This is a genomic window from Streptomyces chilikensis (assembly GCF_001642695.1).
Classification (GTDB): domain Bacteria; phylum Actinomycetota; class Actinomycetes; order Streptomycetales; family Streptomycetaceae; genus Streptomyces; species Streptomyces chilikensis.
Genome location: NZ_LWCC02000005.1, coordinates 4,153,239 through 4,169,816 on the forward strand (window position 1 = coordinate 4,153,239; position 16,578 = coordinate 4,169,816).

Sequence of the window (16,578 nt, forward strand, 5' to 3'; positions counted from 1 at the left end):
TGACCTGGAAGCGATCGCACACCGGAGGACGTTGACGTGACCGACATCGCCATGCTGCCCGAGTCCTGGCGCGGGGTTCTGGGCGGCGAACTGGAGCAGCCCTACTTCAAGGCGCTGACCGAGTTCGTCGAGGAGGAGCGGGCGAAGGGTCCCGTCTACCCGCCCCGCGAGGAGGTCTTCGCGGCCCTCGAGGCGACGCCCTACGACAAGGTGAAGGTCCTCGTCCTCGGCCAGGACCCCTACCACGGCCCCGGCCAGGGCCACGGGCTGTGCTTCTCGGTGCGGCCGGGCGTGCGGACGCCCCCGTCGCTGCGGAACATCTACAAGGAGATGCAGGCCGACCTCGGCCACCCGATCCCGGACAACGGCTATCTGATGCCCTGGGCCGAGCAGGGCGTGCTGCTGCTCAACGCCGTGCTTACGGTCCGCGAGAGCGAGCCCAACTCGCACAAGGGCAAGGGCTGGGAGAAGTTCACCGACGCCGTCATCCGCGCGGTCGTCGACCGGCCCGACCCGGCCGTCTTCGTGCTGTGGGGCGCCTACGCCCAGAAGAAGCTGCCGCTGATCGACGAGACCCGGCACGCGGTGGTGAAGGGCGCGCACCCCTCGCCGCTGTCGGCCAAGAAGTTCTTCGGCTCGCGGCCGTTCACCCAGATCGACGAGGCGATCGCGGCCCAGGGCCACGAGCCGATCGACTGGCGCATCCCGAACCTCGGCTGAGGCCGCGGACTCCGTCGCGCCCGGCCGCCCTTCGCGGAGGACCAGGAGAAACCGGGCCGGGGGACGGGTGCGGCCGACCGGACGGTGTCGCCGGGCGGGGCGGGCCCGGTGGCCCTAGCGTCGACCGCGGGCCCGCCGTGCGGCGGACCCGCGGGTCATGCCGGGAACGGCGGGCGACGGAGGACGCGATGGAGCTACAGGAGCCGGACGCGGGCGGTATCGCGGTGAGGACGCGGATCGGCCAGGCGGTGCTGCTGCACCACGGCGGCGACCGGGAGGAGGCGCGGGGGCGCTTCCTCGGCCTGTGGGAGGAGATCGGCGCCGACGGCGACGCCTTCCACCGCTGCGCCCTGGCCCACTACCTCGCCGACACGCAGGACGATCCCGCCGACGAACTCGCCTGGGACCTGCGGGCGCTGTCGGCCGCGGAGGAGCTGATGGAGGCGGTGCGCTCGCTGTATCCCTCGCTGCACCTCAACATCGCCGCCGACTACGCCAAGCTGGGCTGCCCGGAGGCCGCCCGCAGCCACCTCGGCCGGGCCCGGACGGCGGCCGAGGGGCTGCCCGACGACGGCCACGGGGCCCGGGTGCGCGAGGCGATCCGGGAGCTGGAGGCCGGTCTGGAGCGGTGACGGGCTCCCCGACGGGGCCGCTCCCCGGCGCGGGCCCGAGGCGGCCCCGTCGGGGAGGCCTACTTGGTGGCGCGGTTCTGGAGGTTCCTGCACATGGCCTCCTCGGCGCTGCCCTGACGCCAGCCCCCGTACTCGGTGCCGATGCCGCAGGCGTCGACGGAACCGCCCCGGGGCCCGCGTGGCCTGGCGGGGCGGTCCGCGGGTTCGTCGTCGCGGTCGCCGCCGCGCGGGGGATCGGGACGGTCGTCCTTGTCCGGGGCACGGCCGGGGCCGGCCGGACCGGACGCGCCCCGGGCGGCGTCCTCGTCGTCCCGGACCTTCGGGGCGTCGCCGGCCTTCCTGCCGGCCTTGCCCTTCCCGCCGCCCTTGCCGGACTTCCCCTTCTTGCCGGCCTTCCCCTTCTTGCCGTCCCCGCCGCTCCTGCCGTCCCCGTCCGTTCCGCCGCCGGAGCCGGACTCCGCGCCGCCCGGGTCGCCGGACCGGGCGCGCAGCGGCTCGCCCTTGCCGTCCGGACCGGGGGCGGACCGGGCGGACGGCGCGGCGGAGGCGCCGGGGGGCGCGGAGGCGGGGGGAACCGTCACGCAGCCGGAGAGGGCGACGCCGGCGAGGGTGACGAGAAGCAGTGCGGTGGTCGTCGTTCGCTTCACCCTCGTCACTCTGGAGGGTGCGGGCCGACGGAGAACAGCCGACAGGCGGGCGGTCCCTCCGTACGGGTGACGCGAGGCCGCCGGGGTTGCCGCGCCGGGGGCGGCGGTCCGTGGGCCCGCCCAGGATCACCGGCGCCGGACCACCGCGCGGGCGGCGGTCAGGACGAGCAGCGCGGCCGCGGCGCACGGCAGGGGCCACGAACCCCAGGCGGTGTGCAGCGTGGCGCCCGGCCCGGCCAGGGGCACCGTGTGGACGGACACCCCCCGCTCCGAGGTGCCGAGCCGGGGCCCCGCCTGGCGTCCGGAGCCGTCGTACACGGCGGAGACCCCGGTCAGGGTGGCGTGCGCCATCGGCACGCCCGTCTCGGCGGCGCGCAGCGCCGCCAGCGAGGCGTGCTGCTCCGGGGCCCAGCTCTCCTGGAAGGTGGAGGTGGAGGACTGGACGACCAGCAGTCCCGCGCCCTCGCCCGCCAGATGCCGGCTCATGTCGGGGAAGGCCGACTCGAAGCAGACCAACGGCCCCAGCCTCAGCCCGGGCGCGGCGTCCATGACCACCGGCCCCGGGCCCCGGCGGCGGTCCTCGTCGGCGGCCCGCCCCACCGAGGTGGCCCACCCGAGCAGGGACCTCAGCGGCACGTACTCGCCGAACGGCACCAGCCGCGTCTTGTCGTAGCGGTCCCCGGTGGCGCCGTCCGGTCCGACCAGCATCGAACTCTTGTACATCCCGGGGCGGTCCGAGCGGCGGGCGTCCACGTTCACCAGCAGCGGCGCCCCGGTCCCGCGGGAGAGTTCGGCCAGCCTGCGGGCGAGGTCCGGGCGTGCGGTCAGGTCCGCGCCCACACTGCTCTCGCCCCAGACCACCAGGTCCACCCCGCGCCCGGCCAGGGAGCGGGTCAGACGCTCCTGGAGGGCGAAACGCCGCTCGGGGGAGTCCTCGCCGGACACCACCCCGGGCTGCACCAGCGCGATCTCTACCGTGGCCCCCGGGGCCGGCCGGGGAGCCCACGCCCAGGCCGACGCGGTGCCCACCGCCACGGCGACCAGCGCGGCCACCGCCGGAGCGCGGACGGCACGGGCCGTGACCAGCAGCGTCACGGCCACGTTGACGCAGACCAGCAGGAAGCTCAGCAGCCAGACCCCGCCCACCGAGGCCAGCCTCAGGGCGGGGGCCGTCTGCCACTGGCTCGCGCCCAGCACGGCCCAGGGCCCGCCGAGGCCCTGCCAGGACCGTACGAGCTCGATCATCAGCCAGCCGGACGGCAGGGCGACCAGCGCGGCCGCGGCCCGGCGGGCCGACGGGGCGCCGGCCAGCAGCCGCCCGGCCAGCACGCCCCACGGCGCCCACATCGCCCCGAGCAGCGCGGCCACCACGGGGGTGAAGACGTGCAGACTCGGCAGCAGCCAGTGGTGCGCGGCGAACATCATCCCGAAACCGCCGCACCAGCTGTCCAGCGCGGCCCGCCCGCCGGTCGGCGCCCGGCGGACCAGCAGCAGCCAGGGCACCAGCGCCACGGGGGCGATCCACCACCAGCCGGGCTCCGGGAAGGCGAGCACGGGCAGCGCACCCGCCGCGACGGCCACCACCGGCCGCCGCCAGGAGGAGATCGCCCACCGCCCGGCCGTCACGCACTCAGGGTGCCCGCCCCGCGGCGGATGAGACGGGTGGGGCGGAAGGAAACGGCGCCCGCGGAAATGCGTGGCGGCGCGCGGGGCGCGCGGGTGAGGCTGTCCGGATGAACGACGAGACCGGTGGGAACACCGAACCGCTTCACCAGGTCAGGGCGGACTGGTCCGAGGACGCCGTCACCGTGTACCAGGCGTACCGGCCGGAGATCGGGAGGCCGGCGGCGCGCGACGGCCGGTTCCCCGTGGCATGGAAGCGCGACCGGATGACCTGGATCAAGCCGTCCTTCCTCTGGATGACGTACCGCTGCGGCTGGGCCGCCAAGGAGGGGCAGGAGACCGTGCTGGCCGTGCGGATCCGCCGTGAGGGCTTCGAGTGGGCGCTGCGCAACGCCTGCCTCTCGCACTACGTACGCGGCCTGCACGAGGACCGGGCGTCCTGGAGCCGGCGGTTGCGGCGGGCGCCGGCGCGGGTGCAGTGGGACCCCGAACGCGACCTGAGGATGCGGGCGCTGCCGCACCGCTCCCTGCAGCTGGGGCTGGCGGGCGAGGCGGCGGCCCGGTACGCGGACGAGTGGATCGTGGGCATCGAGGACGTGACGCCGAGGGTGCGGGAGATCCGCGCGCGGCTGTCGGCGGGGGACGAGGCGGGGGCGGCGGAACTGCTGCCGCCGGAGCGGGAGTTCCCGCTCGACCGGGAGGCCTGCGCGCACCTGCTGCCCTGAGCCGGCGCGGCCGGGACTACGCCGGCTGCAGGGCCTCGGCCCGCACGGCACGGGCCCACTCGACGACCAGCTGTTCGTACCGGGCGCGGTCCTGGGCGGTCGGCGCGCCGCTCGAGCGGAGCCACAGGGCGCGGATCATCTCGTTCAGCTCGGCGGCGGAGCGCGCGGGGACCTCGGAGTTGAGGGACATGGGGTCCACCCTAGGGGCAAGGTGTGACACTCCGCTACCGCCCCACTACAGTTCGGCCGCGTGCGGGCTGAGCACACCCGCGCCGACCAGGGCGAGGATCACCAGGCCCAGGGCGATCCGGTACCAGACGAACGGCATGAAGGACTTCGTGGAGATGAACTTCATGAACCAGGCGATCACCGCGTAGCCGCAGACGAACGCGATCACGGTGGCGAGGACGGTCGGCCCCCAGGAGACGTGGGAGCCCTTCATGGCGTCGCCGAGTTCGAAGAGCCCGGAGGCGAGAACGGCCGGAATGGCCAGCAGGAAGGAGTACCGGGCGGCCGCCTCCCTGCGGTAGCCCATGAAGAGGCCGCCGCTGATGGTGGCGCCGGACCGGGAGACGCCGGGGATCAGGGCCATCGCCTGGCAGAGACCGAAGACCAGGCCGTCGCGGACCCCGAGGTGCGAGAGGTCCTTGGGCCGGCGGAGGCGGTGGCGTCCGCCGGCCTCGGCGCGTTCGGCCAGACGGTCGGCGACGCCGATGACGACGCCGACCACGATCAGCATCGTGGCGGTGATCCGCAGATCACGGAACGGGCCCTCGATCTGGTCCTTCAGCGTCACGCCGAGCACGCCGATCGGGATCGAGCCCACGATCACCAGCCAGCCCATCTTCGCGTCGTGGTCACCGCGCGTCTCCCGGTCCCGCAGCGAGCGGAACCAGGCGGTGACGATCCGTCCGATGTCCTTGCGGAAGTAGATCAGGACCGCGATCTCGGTCCCGATCTGGGTGATCGCGGTGAACGCCGCTCCCGGGTCCTTCCACCCGGAGAACGCGGCGGTCAGCCGCAGGTGGGCGCTGGAGGAGATGGGGAGGAACTCGGTCAGTCCCTGGACGAGCCCGAGGACGAGAGATTCGAACCAAGACATGGGAGCAGGCAGTCCAAGCGCTGATCGGGGAAGGGCGACGGGTGAGGACGGTGCGGGCACTGTAACGGCCCCGGGCCGTCCGTCCGGTGATCTGCGGGTGAACGCGCCCCGTCGCGCCGTCGACCGGTCAGCGTCCGCGCAGGTGGTGGCGCTTGCGCCAGGCGAAGACCGTGCCGGCCATGGCCGGCACGGCGATGACCGCCACCGAGACCAGGAAGGCGGGCGAGGTGGGGCTGGAGGCCTGGGACCCGGCGACCGCGTACGCGGCGGTGTTGGGGATCGAGCCCAGCGCGGTGGCGAGCAGGAACGAGGAGGCCCGCATCCTGGAGACGGAGGCGCAGTAGTTGGCGGCCCAGAACGGGACGCCGGGGAAGAGCCGCAGCGCCATCATCGAGCGGAACCCGTGCCGGCTGAGCTGCCCGTCGGCCGACCGGAGCCAGCCGGCGCGCAGCAGCGGCCGCAGGGCGTCCTGGCCGAGGAGCCGGCCCAGGCCGAAGGCGAGACCGGCGCCGAGCACCGTGCCGCCCAGCGCGGCGGCCAGGCCCAGCCAGGAGCCGAAGAGCGCGCCGGCCGCCAGGTTGAGCACCGGGCGCGGCACGAACGCCACCGTGCACAGGCCGTAGGCCACGCCGAAGACGACCGCGGCGAGGCCGCCGCCGAACTGGGGCGGCCAGCCGTCGGAGACCAGCCGCTGCGGCTCGAACATGAGGACGACGGAGGCGGCGGTGGCGAGGAGGGCCAGCAGCAGGCCGAACCGGGCCCACGGCGAGAGGAGCAGCCGGGCGCAGCGGGCCAGGGGGCCGCGGGGGGCGGGGGGCGCGGCCACGGAGGACGTGACGGGCGGGAGGACGGGCGGGGTGATCACTAAACCGGAGGCCTCGGCGGGAGACGGTGCCGAAGCGGTGCCCCTGGAACGGGTGGTGGCGTCGAGCATTCGGCGACAGTAACCGAGGATGCGGGATGATCGCCTCCTGTCGTGGCGTACGACATACCGTCATACCGGCACAATGGACGGGATGAACGAGTCCGTACCCGTGACCCGCGCCGTGGACCACGGCACCGCGAAGCTGATGCCGGACGTCGACCGGGAGCGGGCCTGGCTGCTGACCGTCGACGGGGCCCCGCAGTCCTACGTCGACCTGGACGAACCGTCACACCTGGAGTTCGAGTACCTCCGCCGGATCGGCCATCTGGTGGACACCCTGGGGGAGCCGGGGGCGCCGCTGGACGTGGTGCACCTGGGGGGCGGGGCGCTCACGCTGCCGAGGTACGTGGCGCGGACCCGGCCGGGGTCGCGCCAGCAGGTGGTCGAGTACGACGGCGGACTGCTGGAGATGGTGCTGCACCACTTGCCGTTGCCGGAGGGCTCCGGGGTGCGGCCGCACGTGGGGGACGCCCGTGCGTGGCTGGAGGCGGCACGGCCGGGAAGCGCGGACCTGGTGGTGGCGGACGTGTTCGGCGGCTCCCGGGTGCCGGCGCACCTGGCCTCCCTGGGGTTCGTGCGGGAGGCGGGGCGGGTGCTGCGGGCGGACGGCGTGTACGTCGCCAACCTCGCCGACGGGGCGCCGTTCGCCTTCCTGAGGTCCCAGACCGCCACGGTCGCGGAGGTCTTCGGCCGGACGGCGGTCGTCGCCGAGCCGGGGGTGCTGCGGGGCCGGCGCTTCGGCAACGCGCTGCTGGTCGCCTCGCACGGCGCGCTGGACGTGGAGTCGGTGGCCCGGCGGGTGGCGTCGGACGCGTTTCCGGCGCGGGTGCTGCACGGCGCGGCGCTGCGGGACTTCGTCCAGGGCGCGGGTCCGGTCTCCGACGCGGACGCGGTGCCGTCGCCGGAGCCGCCGGAGGGGGCCTTCGGCATCGGCTGAGCCCCGCGGGCCGCGCCGCGGCGGCGGCAGGCGGCACGGGCCCCGGTCGCCGCCCCGGGACGCACGCGACGGTCGGGCGGTGTCCGGCGTGATCAGGCCGTGTCCGGCGCGCAGGCGCGGGGCGGCGCGGCCCCGGACGCCGCTGCGGGGGCGTGTTCCGGGGCGGCGGGAACGCCGAGGGCGACGGGCGGCGTGACCCGGCGGGTGAGGTTGCGGACGTCGGGGACGAGGAGGACCGCGGCGGTCACCAGGACGACGAGGCCCGCGCAGCCCCACAGCGCGCCGGTGCGGCCGAACGCGGTCTCGGCCGGCCCCGCCAGCGCCGTCGCCAGCGGCACCATGGCGATCGAGCCGAACCAGTCGTAGGCGGAGACCCGGGACAGCTTGTCCTCCGGTATCTCCTGGTGCAGCGCCGTCATCCAGGAGACGCCGAAGACCTCGACGGTCACGCCCGTCACGAACATCACCGCCCACAGCACGCCGGCCGGCACCGGGACCGCGAGGGCCGCGCTGGGCAGGGCGAGCGGAAAGACGCACAGGGTGCCCGCCAGGAGCAGGCGGCGCGGTCTCCAGCGGGTCATCAGCAGACCGCCGGCCAGCGTGCCCGCGCCGAACGCGGCCAGGGCCAGGCCCCAGGGGCCCGCGCCGCCCAGACTGTCCCGGGCGACCAGCGGCCCGTACACCGCCTCGGCCGCGCCCACCACGGCGTTGGCCACCGCGAACTGGACGACGATGCCCCACAGCCAGGGCCGTGAGGCGAACTCCCGCCACCCCTCGCGCAGATCGGAGAGCATGCCGCCGCCGGGCCCGCGCGGCGCGATGCCGCGGACGTCGAGCAGCGCGCGCAGGGACGCGGCGACCGCGAAGGCCGCGGCGTCCACGGCCAGCACCCAGCCCGGCCCCATCACGGCGACCATCGCACCGCCGAGGGCCGCGCCGCCCAGCGAGGCGCCGTGCATCGCCATCCGGTAGACGGCGAAGGCGCGGGCGGCCTGGTCGGGGGCGACCGAGGAGAGCAGCATGCCCTCCGAGGCGGGGCCGAAGAACGCCTGCGCGGCGCCGCCGAGACCGGCCAGCAGCATCATCTGCCACAGCCGCGCCTCCCCGGCGAGGACCAGGGCGGCGAAGGCGGCCTGGGAGAGGCAGTTGGCGGTGTTCGCCACCACCATCACCCGGTGCCGGGGGAGCCGGTCGGCGACCGCCCCGCCGATCAGCAGGAACAGCACCAGCGGCAGCGTGCGGGAGGCGACCACCAGGCCCACGTCACCGCCCGTGCCGCCGGACTCCAGCACGGCGAAGGCCGAGGCGATGGTGGCGCCCGCGCCGCCCAGGTTGGTGACGCAGGCGGCGGCGGTGAGCAGGGTGTAGTTGCGGCGGCCGCCGGCGGGCGGCGACGGAGGGGGTGGGGTGGTCACCCAGAGACTATCGCCGCCGTCCGGCTCCGCTGCCAAACCCGTTTCCCGCCGGCGCCCGTCAGCCGGTGGGGGTGCCCTCCAGCCGGACCGTGTCGAGGATCTTCATGATGGTGTCCTCGGACAGCTCGTCGTCGACCCCCGAGGCCCCGTAGAGGCTCCAGGCGACGAAGTCGCCCTTGGAGTTCTTGAAGCCGAAGGTGACGGCCTTGCCGTCGGTGGCGCACTTGCCCTTGGCCGGGGTGTTCTCCGAACGGGCCCAGGCGATGCTGCCCTCGACGCCGGAGGCGGTGGTGTAGGGCTCGGCCTTCTTGTCGGCCTTGATGCTCTTCTTGTCGGGCTGCGTGTAACCGCCGAAGACCCAGATCGGGGAGTGGTTGAGCGCCACCTCGTCGGTGCTCTTCGCCCCGTTGGCGCCCTTGGTGCCGACCGCGGCCAGGGCGGTGTCGTCCTCGCGGCCGTCCTTGTCGTCGTCCGAGACGCACCACTTCGACTTGTAGTACGCGGGCGCCGACATGACGATCAGCGGCTTGCCGATCTCGCCGCCGTCCTCCTCGAACCCGATGAAGGTGTCCGGGCTCTCCACCTCCCAGTCGGCCGGGACGTCGAAGGCGGTGCCCCACTTGGGGTTCACCACGACCTTCCAGCCCGGGACGGTGGGCTTCGGCCCCTCGCCGCCGCGCGGGTTCTCGCCCGCCGCGCCGCTCTCCTTCGGGGAGGCGGACTTCGAGGCGGACGGGGACGGCTTGCCGTCACCGGCGGCCGCGGCCTTCCCGCCGTCGTCGCCGAGCACCAGGAAGCCGGTCACCGCGGCGGTCAGCACCACGGCCGAGGCCGCGACGACCGCCACCAGCCTGGTGCGCCGCGACGGGTCCGCGGGCCCGCCCGGCGGCTGCGCGGGGCCCGCGGGCGTGGCGGGGCCCCAGGGCCCCTGCGGGGTCGGGGCGTAGGGACCGTGCTGCGGCTGCTGCTGGTAGCCGGGCTGCTGGTACGGGTTGGGCTGCTGCTGGTACCCCGGCTGCTGGTAGGGGTTCACCGGCTGCTGCGGGGTGCTGGGGTTCTGCTCGCCACCGGGCGGCTGCTGTCCTGGCCACATGGTCCGTAACCCTAGTGGCGCGCGGACACGCTTTGGTCACCGTTCGTCGTCCGTGAGGTAGCAGAGCAGGACGGGGCCCGGCCGGGCCGGGCCGCTCCGCCGCCGACGGGGCGGCCGGGTTCCGGCCGGCGGGCGGTAGGCTTCCCGGCAGCGGGCGCGGGTGCGGGCACGGGTGCCGACGCCCCCCGCGCCGTCGAGGCGAACACGGCGGACACGCGCACCGGTCGGTGGTGGACCGGACGACCGGTGACAGACGCAGGAAGAAGGCACAGGTGCACGTCCAGGAGTGGCTCGAGACGGTGCCGGCGGGCGCGGTCTACGCGTTGGTGGGCATCGTCATCGGACTGGAGAGTCTGGGTATCCCGCTGCCCGGCGAGATCGTGCTGGTCTCCTCGGCCCTGCTCTCCTCGCAGCACGCGGGCATCGACCCGCTGATCCTCGGCATCTGCGCGAGCGCCGGCGCGATCGTCGGTGACTCGATCGGCTACGCGATCGGCCGCAAGGGCGGCAGGCCGCTGCTGGCCTGGCTGGGGGCGAAGTTCCCGAGGCACTTCAGCGAGGGGCACGTGGCCGCCGCGGAGAAGTCCTTCGACAAGTGGGGTATGTGGGCCGTCTTCTTCGGCCGGTTCGTCGCCCTGCTGCGGATCTTCGCCGGCCCCCTGGCGGGCGTGCTGCGGATGCCGTACTGGAAGTTCCTGATCGCCAACGTCACCGGCGGCATCGTCTGGGCCGGCGGCACCACCGCGGTCATCTACTACGTGGGCATCGTCGCCGAGGCGTGGCTGAAGCGGTTCTCCTGGGTGGGGCTGGTGCTCGCGGTGGCCGTCGGCATCACCTCGATGGTGCTGATGAAGCGCCGGGCCGCCCGGATGACGGCCTCCGTCCCCAGGACGGACGAGGCCGGGCCCGCCGGGGAGGACGCGCCGCCGCCGGCGGCGGCCGGGCGGGAGCCCGAGCCGGCCGCCGATCGCTGAGCCCCGCTCAGTCCGCGGCGTGGAGCGCGCGGTGGGTCCTCGCGAGTCCGGTGTAGTGGGCCGCGTTCAGCTTGAGGCCCTCGCGCTCCTCCTCGGTGAGCTCCCGCCGCACCCTGGCGGGCACCCCGGCGACCAGTGAGCCCGGCGGCACGCGCATCCCCTGCGGCACCAGCGCCTGCGCGGCCACCAGCGAACCGGCGCCGATCACCGCGCCGTTGAGCACGGTGGCGCCCATGCCGATCAGGCAGTCGTCCTCCACGGTCGCGCCGTGCACCACCGCGTTGTGGCCGATGGAGACGCCCCGGCCGATGGTCACCGGGAAGCCCGGGTCGACGTGGAGCGTGCAGTTGTCCTGGACGTTGCTGTTCTCGCCGACGACGATCGGTCCCGCCTCCGACCGCAGCACCGCGCCGTACCAGACGCTCGCGCCCCGGCGCAGCGTCACCTCGCCCAGCAGGACGGAGGTGGGCGCCGCGTAGGCGCCCTCCTCCAGGACCGGTTCCTTGCCGCCGATGCCCGCGACCAACGCCTCGTGCGCCATTGCCCCTCCTCGTGGTGGCTGTCTCCCGGCACGCTATGCCACGGCGGCTGGGGTGAAGATCACAGGTCCCCGGCACGACCGTCCTGGCGGACGCTGGTTACCGTGAGCGGGTGCCCAAGAGCCAGAACTCCCTCACCGCGTGGCGGCGCCGACTGGTGCAGCGCGGCGTCCACGCCGCCTGGGCGTGGGCCCAGCGCGCCGGATCGGTCTCCGCCGAGCAGCCGGGCCGGCTGCGGTTCCGTTCCCTGGGCCCGCACACCAAGCTGGCCTTCCCGCTCGGCACCGTCTTCGGCGAGCCCTGGATCGAGCTCGGCTCCTACTGCATCATCGGCGAGCAGGTCACCCTCACCGCCGGTCTGATGCCCGATCTCGACCTCGGTGCGGAGACGATTCTGCGCATCGGCGACGGGGTGGTCCTCGGCCGCGGCAGCCACGTGATCGCCGACACCACCGTGTCGATCGGCGACGACTGCTACTTCGGGCCCTACGTCTACGTCACCTCCACCAACCACTCGTACGACGACCCGCACCAGCCGATCGGCAAGCAGTGGCCGCGTGCGGAGCCGGTGGAGATCGGCCCGGGGTGCTGGATCGGCACCGGCGCGGTGATCCTGCCCGGGGCCCGGATCGGGCGCAACGTGGTGGTCGGCGCGGGCTCGGTGGTGCGCGGCGTGGTGCCCGACCACTCCGTGGTCGTCGGCGCGCCCGCCAAGGTGGTCCGGCGCTGGACCGCCGACCAGGGCTGGCAGCCGCCGCTGCGCTCGCCCGCCCCCTCGCCCATCCCCGCCGAGTGCACCCCCGAGCAGCTGCTGGCGCTGGCCGCGCTGGACGAGGAGACGCTGGCGCGCCTTGCCGCGCTGGACGAGCGGCAGGCCACGCGTCCCGCCGCCGGCGGCGGGCAGGCCGCCGCGCGCCCGCGGCGCGTGCGGGAGACCGCGGCCGAGTGACCTGAGGGCCCCGGGCCGCCGAGAGGGCCGCGGGCGGTGCGGGGCCGGGGCGGTGCGTGCGGGGGCGGTGCGCGCGGAGCGGAGGCCGCCGCCCCCGTCCGGGGCGGCGTCGTGGCGGCCCGCGGACCCCGCGCACGCACCGCCGGAGGCGGCCCGCGGCGCACCGCATAGGCTGGGCGGATGCAGGACGAGTACCGCACAGTGGCCCGCGCGGGCGTGCACGAGACCGAGATCAACCGCTCCCGCTTCCTGTGCAGCCTCGCCCCGGCGGCCACCGAGGAGGAGGCCCAGGCCTTCGTCGCCGCCGTCCGCAGGGAACACGCGGACGCCACGCACAACTGCTATGCCTACGTGATCGGCGCCGACGCCTCGGTGCAGAAGGCCAGTGACGACGGCGAACCGGGCGGCACCGCCGGCATGCCCATGCTGCAGATGCTGACGCGGCGGGACATGCGGTACGTGGTGGCCGTGGTGACCCGGTACTACGGCGGCGTGAAGCTGGGCGCCGGCGGGCTCATCCGCGCCTACGGGGGAGTGGTCGGGGAGGCCCTGGACGCCCTGGGGACCCTGACCCGGCGGCGGTTCCGGGTGGCCACGGTGACCGTGGACCACCAGCGGGCCGGAAAGGTCCAGAACGACCTGCGCTCCACCGGGCGCGAGGTGCGCGACGTGCGGTACGGCGAGCGGGTGGAGATCGAGATCGGTCTCCCCGACGCGGACGTGCCGGCGTTCCGGGCGTGGCTCGCCGACAGCACGGCCGGGTCGGCCCGCCTCACGCTCGGCGGGGAGGCGTACGGCGACGCGTAGGCGGCGCACACGCCGAGGTTCCGGTTCCGCCCCGCGACATCCGCACCCATGGCTGGTGTGCACACATCTTGTCACCACATGTGGCACCCCCATACTCTCCAGTAGGTAACCGCCGGTAACACGGGCGACGCGCAGTCCTGCCCGTCGTCCGACGACGACTGGAGTGAGCCGCGTGGAAAGATTCCGGACCCCCGGCCGGCCGCGATCCGCATCCCCGACCCGCCCGCCCGCCCGCCGGCTGCTCGCCGCCGCGCTGGTGGCGCTGGCCTGCGTCGGCGCGCAGACCGCGGTCGCCCAGGCCGCGCCCTCCGCCCCGGCCGCGGAGGCCGGCCAGGCCGCACAGGCATCCTCCGGCTTCTACACGCCGCCGGCGGTTCTGCCCGCACGCAACGGCGCCCTGGTGCGCACCGAACCGCTGCCGCTCGCCATCAGCCTGCCGAGCGTCGGAGGCCCCTTCCCCGGCACGGCCACCCGGCTGATGTACCGGTCCACCGACTCCAACGGTGAGCCCGTCGCGGTGACCGGCGCCTACATCGAGCCCTCCGCCGCGTGGCGGGGCGGCGGCGCGCGTCCGCTGGTGGCCGTGGCGCCGGGCACCATGGGGCAGGGCGACGAGTGCGCCGCCTCCAAGGGGCTGGAGCACCCGGTCCTGCTGGAGGGCGACTCGGTCTCGGTCGGCTACGAGGACCTGTCGATCTACCGGCTGCTCTCCTCCGGCATCGCCGTGGTGGTCACCGACTACGTCGGCCTGGGCGCGACCGACCGGCTGCACACCTACGTCAACCGCGTCGACGGCGCGCACGCCGTGCTGGACGCGGTCCGGGCCGCCCGCTCCCTGCCGGGGACCTCGCTGCGCCCCGAGTCGCGGATCGGCCTCTACGGCTACAGCCAGGGCGGCGGCGCCACCGCGGCCGCCGCCGAACTCGCGGCGTCCTACGCCCCGGACGTCCAGCTGGCCGGCACCTACTCCGGCGCGCCGCCCGCCGACCTGACCGAGACGGTCAAGGGCATCGACGGCAGCGCCCTGGCCGGCGCCCTGGGCTGGTCGCTCAACGGATTCCTCCAGTCCCGTCCCGACCTGCGTCCCGTCGCCGACGCCCACCTCAACGACAAGGGCCGGGCCGCGCTGGAGGACCTGTCGGGCATGTGCGTCGGGGACGCGATCCTCGGCCACGGCTTCCGGCGCAGCAACTCCTGGACGACGGACGGCAGGTCCCTCTCCCAGATCGTGGAGAGCGAGCCGCGCATCCAGGAGGTGCTGGACGCGCAGCGCATCGGGGACCGCAAGCCCTCCGGGCCGGTGCGGGTGGCCACCGGCGTCCAGGACGACATCGTTCCGCACCGGCAGTCCCGGCAGATGGCCGTCGACTGGTGCCGCAAGGGGGCGAACGTCACCTACGAGGCGATCGTGCTGCCGAACCTCGGTGACAAGATCCTCACCAACCACATGGTGCCGCTCCTCACCGACCAGGGCGAGGCCATCGGCTGGCTGAAGGACCGGCTGGAGGGCAGGTCCGCGGTCTCCAACTGCTGGAGCATGCCGATCCAGCCCTGACGGGCCCCCGCCCGCGGGCGGGGGTGCGGCGCAGGAGCCCGCCCCCGCCCGCAAGTTGGGGCAATGCGGATAAAAGAGCGTGAACGGCGTCACTGTCGGCGATCACCGTTAAGGTCGGTGGTCATGAGGCTGCTGCACACGTCCGACTGGCACCTGGGCCGGTCGTTCCACCGGGTGAACATGCTCGGGGCCCAGACCGCGTTCGTCGACCACCTGCTCGCCACCGTGCGCGAGCACCGGGTCGACGCGGTGGTGGTGTCGGGCGACGTGTACGACCGTGCCGTGCCGCCGCTGGCCGCGGTCGAACTGTTCGACGACGCGCTGCACCGGCTCGCCGGACTCGGCGTGCCGACCGTCATGATCTCCGGCAACCACGACTCGGCCCGCCGGCTCGGCGTCGGCGCGGGGCTGATCGGCCGGGCCGGGATCCACCTGCGCACCGACGCCGCCTCGGCCGGCACCCCGGTGATCCTCCCGGACGCCTTCGGCGAGGTCGCCTTCTACGGCCTGCCCTACCTCGAACCCGCCCTGGTGAAGGACGAGTTCGGCGTGGACAAGGCGGCCCACGAGGCGGTGCTCGGCGCCGCCATGGACCGGGTGCGCGCCGACCTGGCCGCGCGTCCCGACGGCACGCGCTCGGTGGTGCTCGCCCACGCCTTCGTCACCGGCGGCAAGGGCAGCGACAGCGAGCGCGACATCACCGTCGGCGGCGTCGCCTCGGTGCCCGCCGCCGTCTTCGACGGCGTCGACTACGTCGCCCTCGGCCACCTGCACGGCTGCCAGACCATCACCGGGCGGATCCGCTACTCCGGCTCCCCGCTGCCGTACTCCTTCTCCGAGGCCGGCCACCGCAAGACCATGTGGCTGGTCGACCTCGACGCCCACGGCCGGGTGACCGCCGAACGGATCGACTGCCCCGTGCCCCGCGCCCTCGCCCGGATACGCGGCCCGCTGGAACACCTCCTCGCCGACCCGGACCTCACCCGGCACGAGGACGCCTGGGTCGAGGCCACCCTCACCGACCCGGTGCGCCCGGCCGACCCCATGGCCCGGCTCTGCGAGCGGTTCCCGCACACCCTCAGCCTCTCCTTCGACCCCGAGCGGGCCCCCGAGGAGGCCGGCGTCTCCTACGCGCGCCGCCTCGCCGGACGCACCGACCAGCAGATCGCGGAGGACTTCGTGGCCCACGTCCGGGGCGCCGCGCCCGACGAGGAGGAGCGCGCCGTGCTCCGCGACGCCTTCGACGCCGCGCGCGCCGACGCCGCCGCCAAGGAGGTCGCCCGATGAGGCTGCACCGGCTCGAGATGACCGCCTTCGGCCCGTTCGGCTCCACCCAGACCGTCGACTTCGACGAACTCGCCGCGGCCGGCCTGTTCCTGCTGCACGGCCCCACCGGCGCGGGCAAGACCTCCGTGCTGGACGCCGTCTGCTACGCGCTCTACGGCAAGGTGCCCGGCGCCCGGGAGAGCGGTCACAGCGGCGGCCAGGGATCCCCCCTCCGCAGCGACCACGCCGACCCCGCCGTCAGCACCCGGGTCACCCTGGAGCTGACCGTCGCCGGCCGGCGCCTGGAGATCACCCGGCAGCCCGCCTGGCTCCGCCCCAAGAAGCGCGGCACCGGCACCACCCCCGAGAAGGCGCAGAGCCTGCTGCGCGAGCACGACGCCGCCACCGGCGCCTGGAAGAGCACCGGCAGCCGCTCCCACCAGGAGATAGGCGAGGAGATCACCCAGCTCCTGGGCATGAGCCGGGAGCAGTTCTGCCAGGTGGTGCTGCTCCCGCAGGGCGACTTCGCCCGGTTCCTGCGCGCCGACGCCGAGGCCCGCGGCAAGCTGCTCGGCCGGCTCTTCGCCACCGAACGGTTCGGCGAGGTCGAGAAGCGCCTCGCCGAGCGCCGCCGCGCCACCGAGGCCCGGGTCAAGGACGCCGACACCG

Annotated in this window: 18 protein-coding genes; 10 read left to right on the forward strand and 8 right to left on the reverse strand. The window is 74.8% G+C overall.

What is annotated here, in order from left to right:
* Positions 1–36 precede the first annotated feature (36 nt).
* A complete protein-coding gene (locus A2U95_RS18600) occupies positions 37–720 on the forward strand; it encodes a uracil-DNA glycosylase (RefSeq protein WP_166023969.1) in 684 nt (227 codons plus the stop codon).
* Between the two features lie 188 nt (positions 721–908).
* Entirely contained in the window at positions 909–1,352 is a 444-nt protein-coding gene (locus A2U95_RS18605; protein ID WP_166023971.1) for a hypothetical protein, read from the forward strand.
* Between the two features lie 59 nt (positions 1,353–1,411).
* Here the strand turns inward: A2U95_RS18605 and A2U95_RS18610 are convergent, their stop codons facing one another.
* On the reverse strand, positions 1,412–1,999 hold the full coding sequence (locus A2U95_RS18610; RefSeq protein ID WP_166023973.1) for a hypothetical protein: 588 nt from the start codon (positions 1,997–1,999) through the stop codon (positions 1,412–1,414).
* 126 nt (positions 2,000–2,125) lie between these two features.
* Positions 2,126–3,625, reverse strand: a complete 1,500-nt coding sequence (lnt, locus tag A2U95_RS18615; RefSeq protein WP_166023975.1) for an apolipoprotein N-acyltransferase — start codon at positions 3,623–3,625, stop codon at positions 2,126–2,128.
* A gap of 107 nt (positions 3,626–3,732) precedes the next feature.
* Between lnt and A2U95_RS18620 the strand changes: the two genes are divergently transcribed.
* Positions 3,733–4,347, forward strand: a complete 615-nt coding sequence (locus tag A2U95_RS18620) for a DUF4291 domain-containing protein (RefSeq protein WP_166023977.1) — start codon at positions 3,733–3,735, stop codon at positions 4,345–4,347.
* 16 nt (positions 4,348–4,363) lie between these two features.
* Here the strand turns inward: A2U95_RS18620 and A2U95_RS18625 are convergent, their stop codons facing one another.
* The 3 genes from A2U95_RS18625 to A2U95_RS18635 form a co-directional block, all read right to left on the reverse strand.
* Entirely contained in the window at positions 4,364–4,537 is a 174-nt protein-coding gene (locus tag A2U95_RS18625) for a hypothetical protein (protein ID WP_166023979.1), read from the reverse strand.
* A gap of 45 nt (positions 4,538–4,582) precedes the next feature.
* Entirely contained in the window at positions 4,583–5,449 is an 867-nt protein-coding gene (locus A2U95_RS18630) for an undecaprenyl-diphosphate phosphatase (RefSeq protein ID WP_166023981.1), read from the reverse strand.
* Positions 5,450–5,576: 127 nt separating this feature from the next.
* A complete protein-coding gene (locus tag A2U95_RS18635) occupies positions 5,577–6,383 on the reverse strand; it encodes a TVP38/TMEM64 family protein (protein WP_166023983.1) in 807 nt (268 codons plus the stop codon).
* An 82-nt stretch (positions 6,384–6,465) separates the two neighbouring features.
* Between A2U95_RS18635 and A2U95_RS18640 the strand changes: the two genes are divergently transcribed.
* Positions 6,466–7,311 (forward strand): spermidine synthase, encoded by an 846-nt coding sequence (locus A2U95_RS18640; RefSeq protein ID WP_166023985.1) that lies wholly within the window; start codon positions 6,466–6,468, stop codon positions 7,309–7,311.
* A gap of 92 nt (positions 7,312–7,403) precedes the next feature.
* On the opposite strand, the gene A2U95_RS18645 is transcribed toward A2U95_RS18640, so the two are convergent.
* Both A2U95_RS18645 and A2U95_RS18650 read right to left on the reverse strand, forming a co-directional pair.
* Positions 7,404–8,726 (reverse strand): MFS transporter, encoded by a 1,323-nt coding sequence (locus A2U95_RS18645; RefSeq protein ID WP_166023987.1) that lies wholly within the window; start codon positions 8,724–8,726, stop codon positions 7,404–7,406.
* 58 nt (positions 8,727–8,784) lie between these two features.
* On the reverse strand, positions 8,785–9,819 hold the full coding sequence (locus A2U95_RS18650; protein WP_166023989.1) for a DUF8017 domain-containing protein: 1,035 nt from the start codon (positions 9,817–9,819) through the stop codon (positions 8,785–8,787).
* 272 nt (positions 9,820–10,091) lie between these two features.
* Between A2U95_RS18650 and A2U95_RS18655 the strand changes: the two genes are divergently transcribed.
* Complete coding sequence (locus A2U95_RS18655) at positions 10,092–10,793, forward strand: DedA family protein (RefSeq protein ID WP_166023991.1); 702 nt, start codon at positions 10,092–10,094, stop codon at positions 10,791–10,793.
* 7 nt (positions 10,794–10,800) lie between these two features.
* On the opposite strand, the gene A2U95_RS18660 is transcribed toward A2U95_RS18655, so the two are convergent.
* On the reverse strand, positions 10,801–11,334 hold the full coding sequence (locus A2U95_RS18660) for a gamma carbonic anhydrase family protein (protein ID WP_166023993.1): 534 nt from the start codon (positions 11,332–11,334) through the stop codon (positions 10,801–10,803).
* Positions 11,335–11,444: 110 nt separating this feature from the next.
* Between A2U95_RS18660 and A2U95_RS18665 the strand changes: the two genes are divergently transcribed.
* The 5 genes from A2U95_RS18665 to A2U95_RS18685 all read left to right on the forward strand — a co-directional run.
* Entirely contained in the window at positions 11,445–12,281 is an 837-nt protein-coding gene (locus tag A2U95_RS18665) for an acyltransferase (RefSeq protein ID WP_166023995.1), read from the forward strand.
* Between the two features lie 180 nt (positions 12,282–12,461).
* A complete protein-coding gene (locus tag A2U95_RS18670; RefSeq protein WP_166023997.1) occupies positions 12,462–13,088 on the forward strand; it encodes a YigZ family protein in 627 nt (208 codons plus the stop codon).
* Between the two features lie 172 nt (positions 13,089–13,260).
* Positions 13,261–14,643 (forward strand): lipase family protein, encoded by a 1,383-nt coding sequence (locus A2U95_RS18675; RefSeq protein ID WP_166023999.1) that lies wholly within the window; start codon positions 13,261–13,263, stop codon positions 14,641–14,643.
* 123 nt (positions 14,644–14,766) lie between these two features.
* Entirely contained in the window at positions 14,767–15,930 is a 1,164-nt protein-coding gene (locus A2U95_RS18680) for an exonuclease SbcCD subunit D (RefSeq protein ID WP_166024000.1), read from the forward strand.
* The coding region (locus tag A2U95_RS18685; RefSeq protein ID WP_166024002.1) for an AAA family ATPase at positions 15,927–16,578 on the forward strand (652 nt) is incomplete at its 3' end. The genes A2U95_RS18680 and A2U95_RS18685, both read left to right, overlap by 4 nt.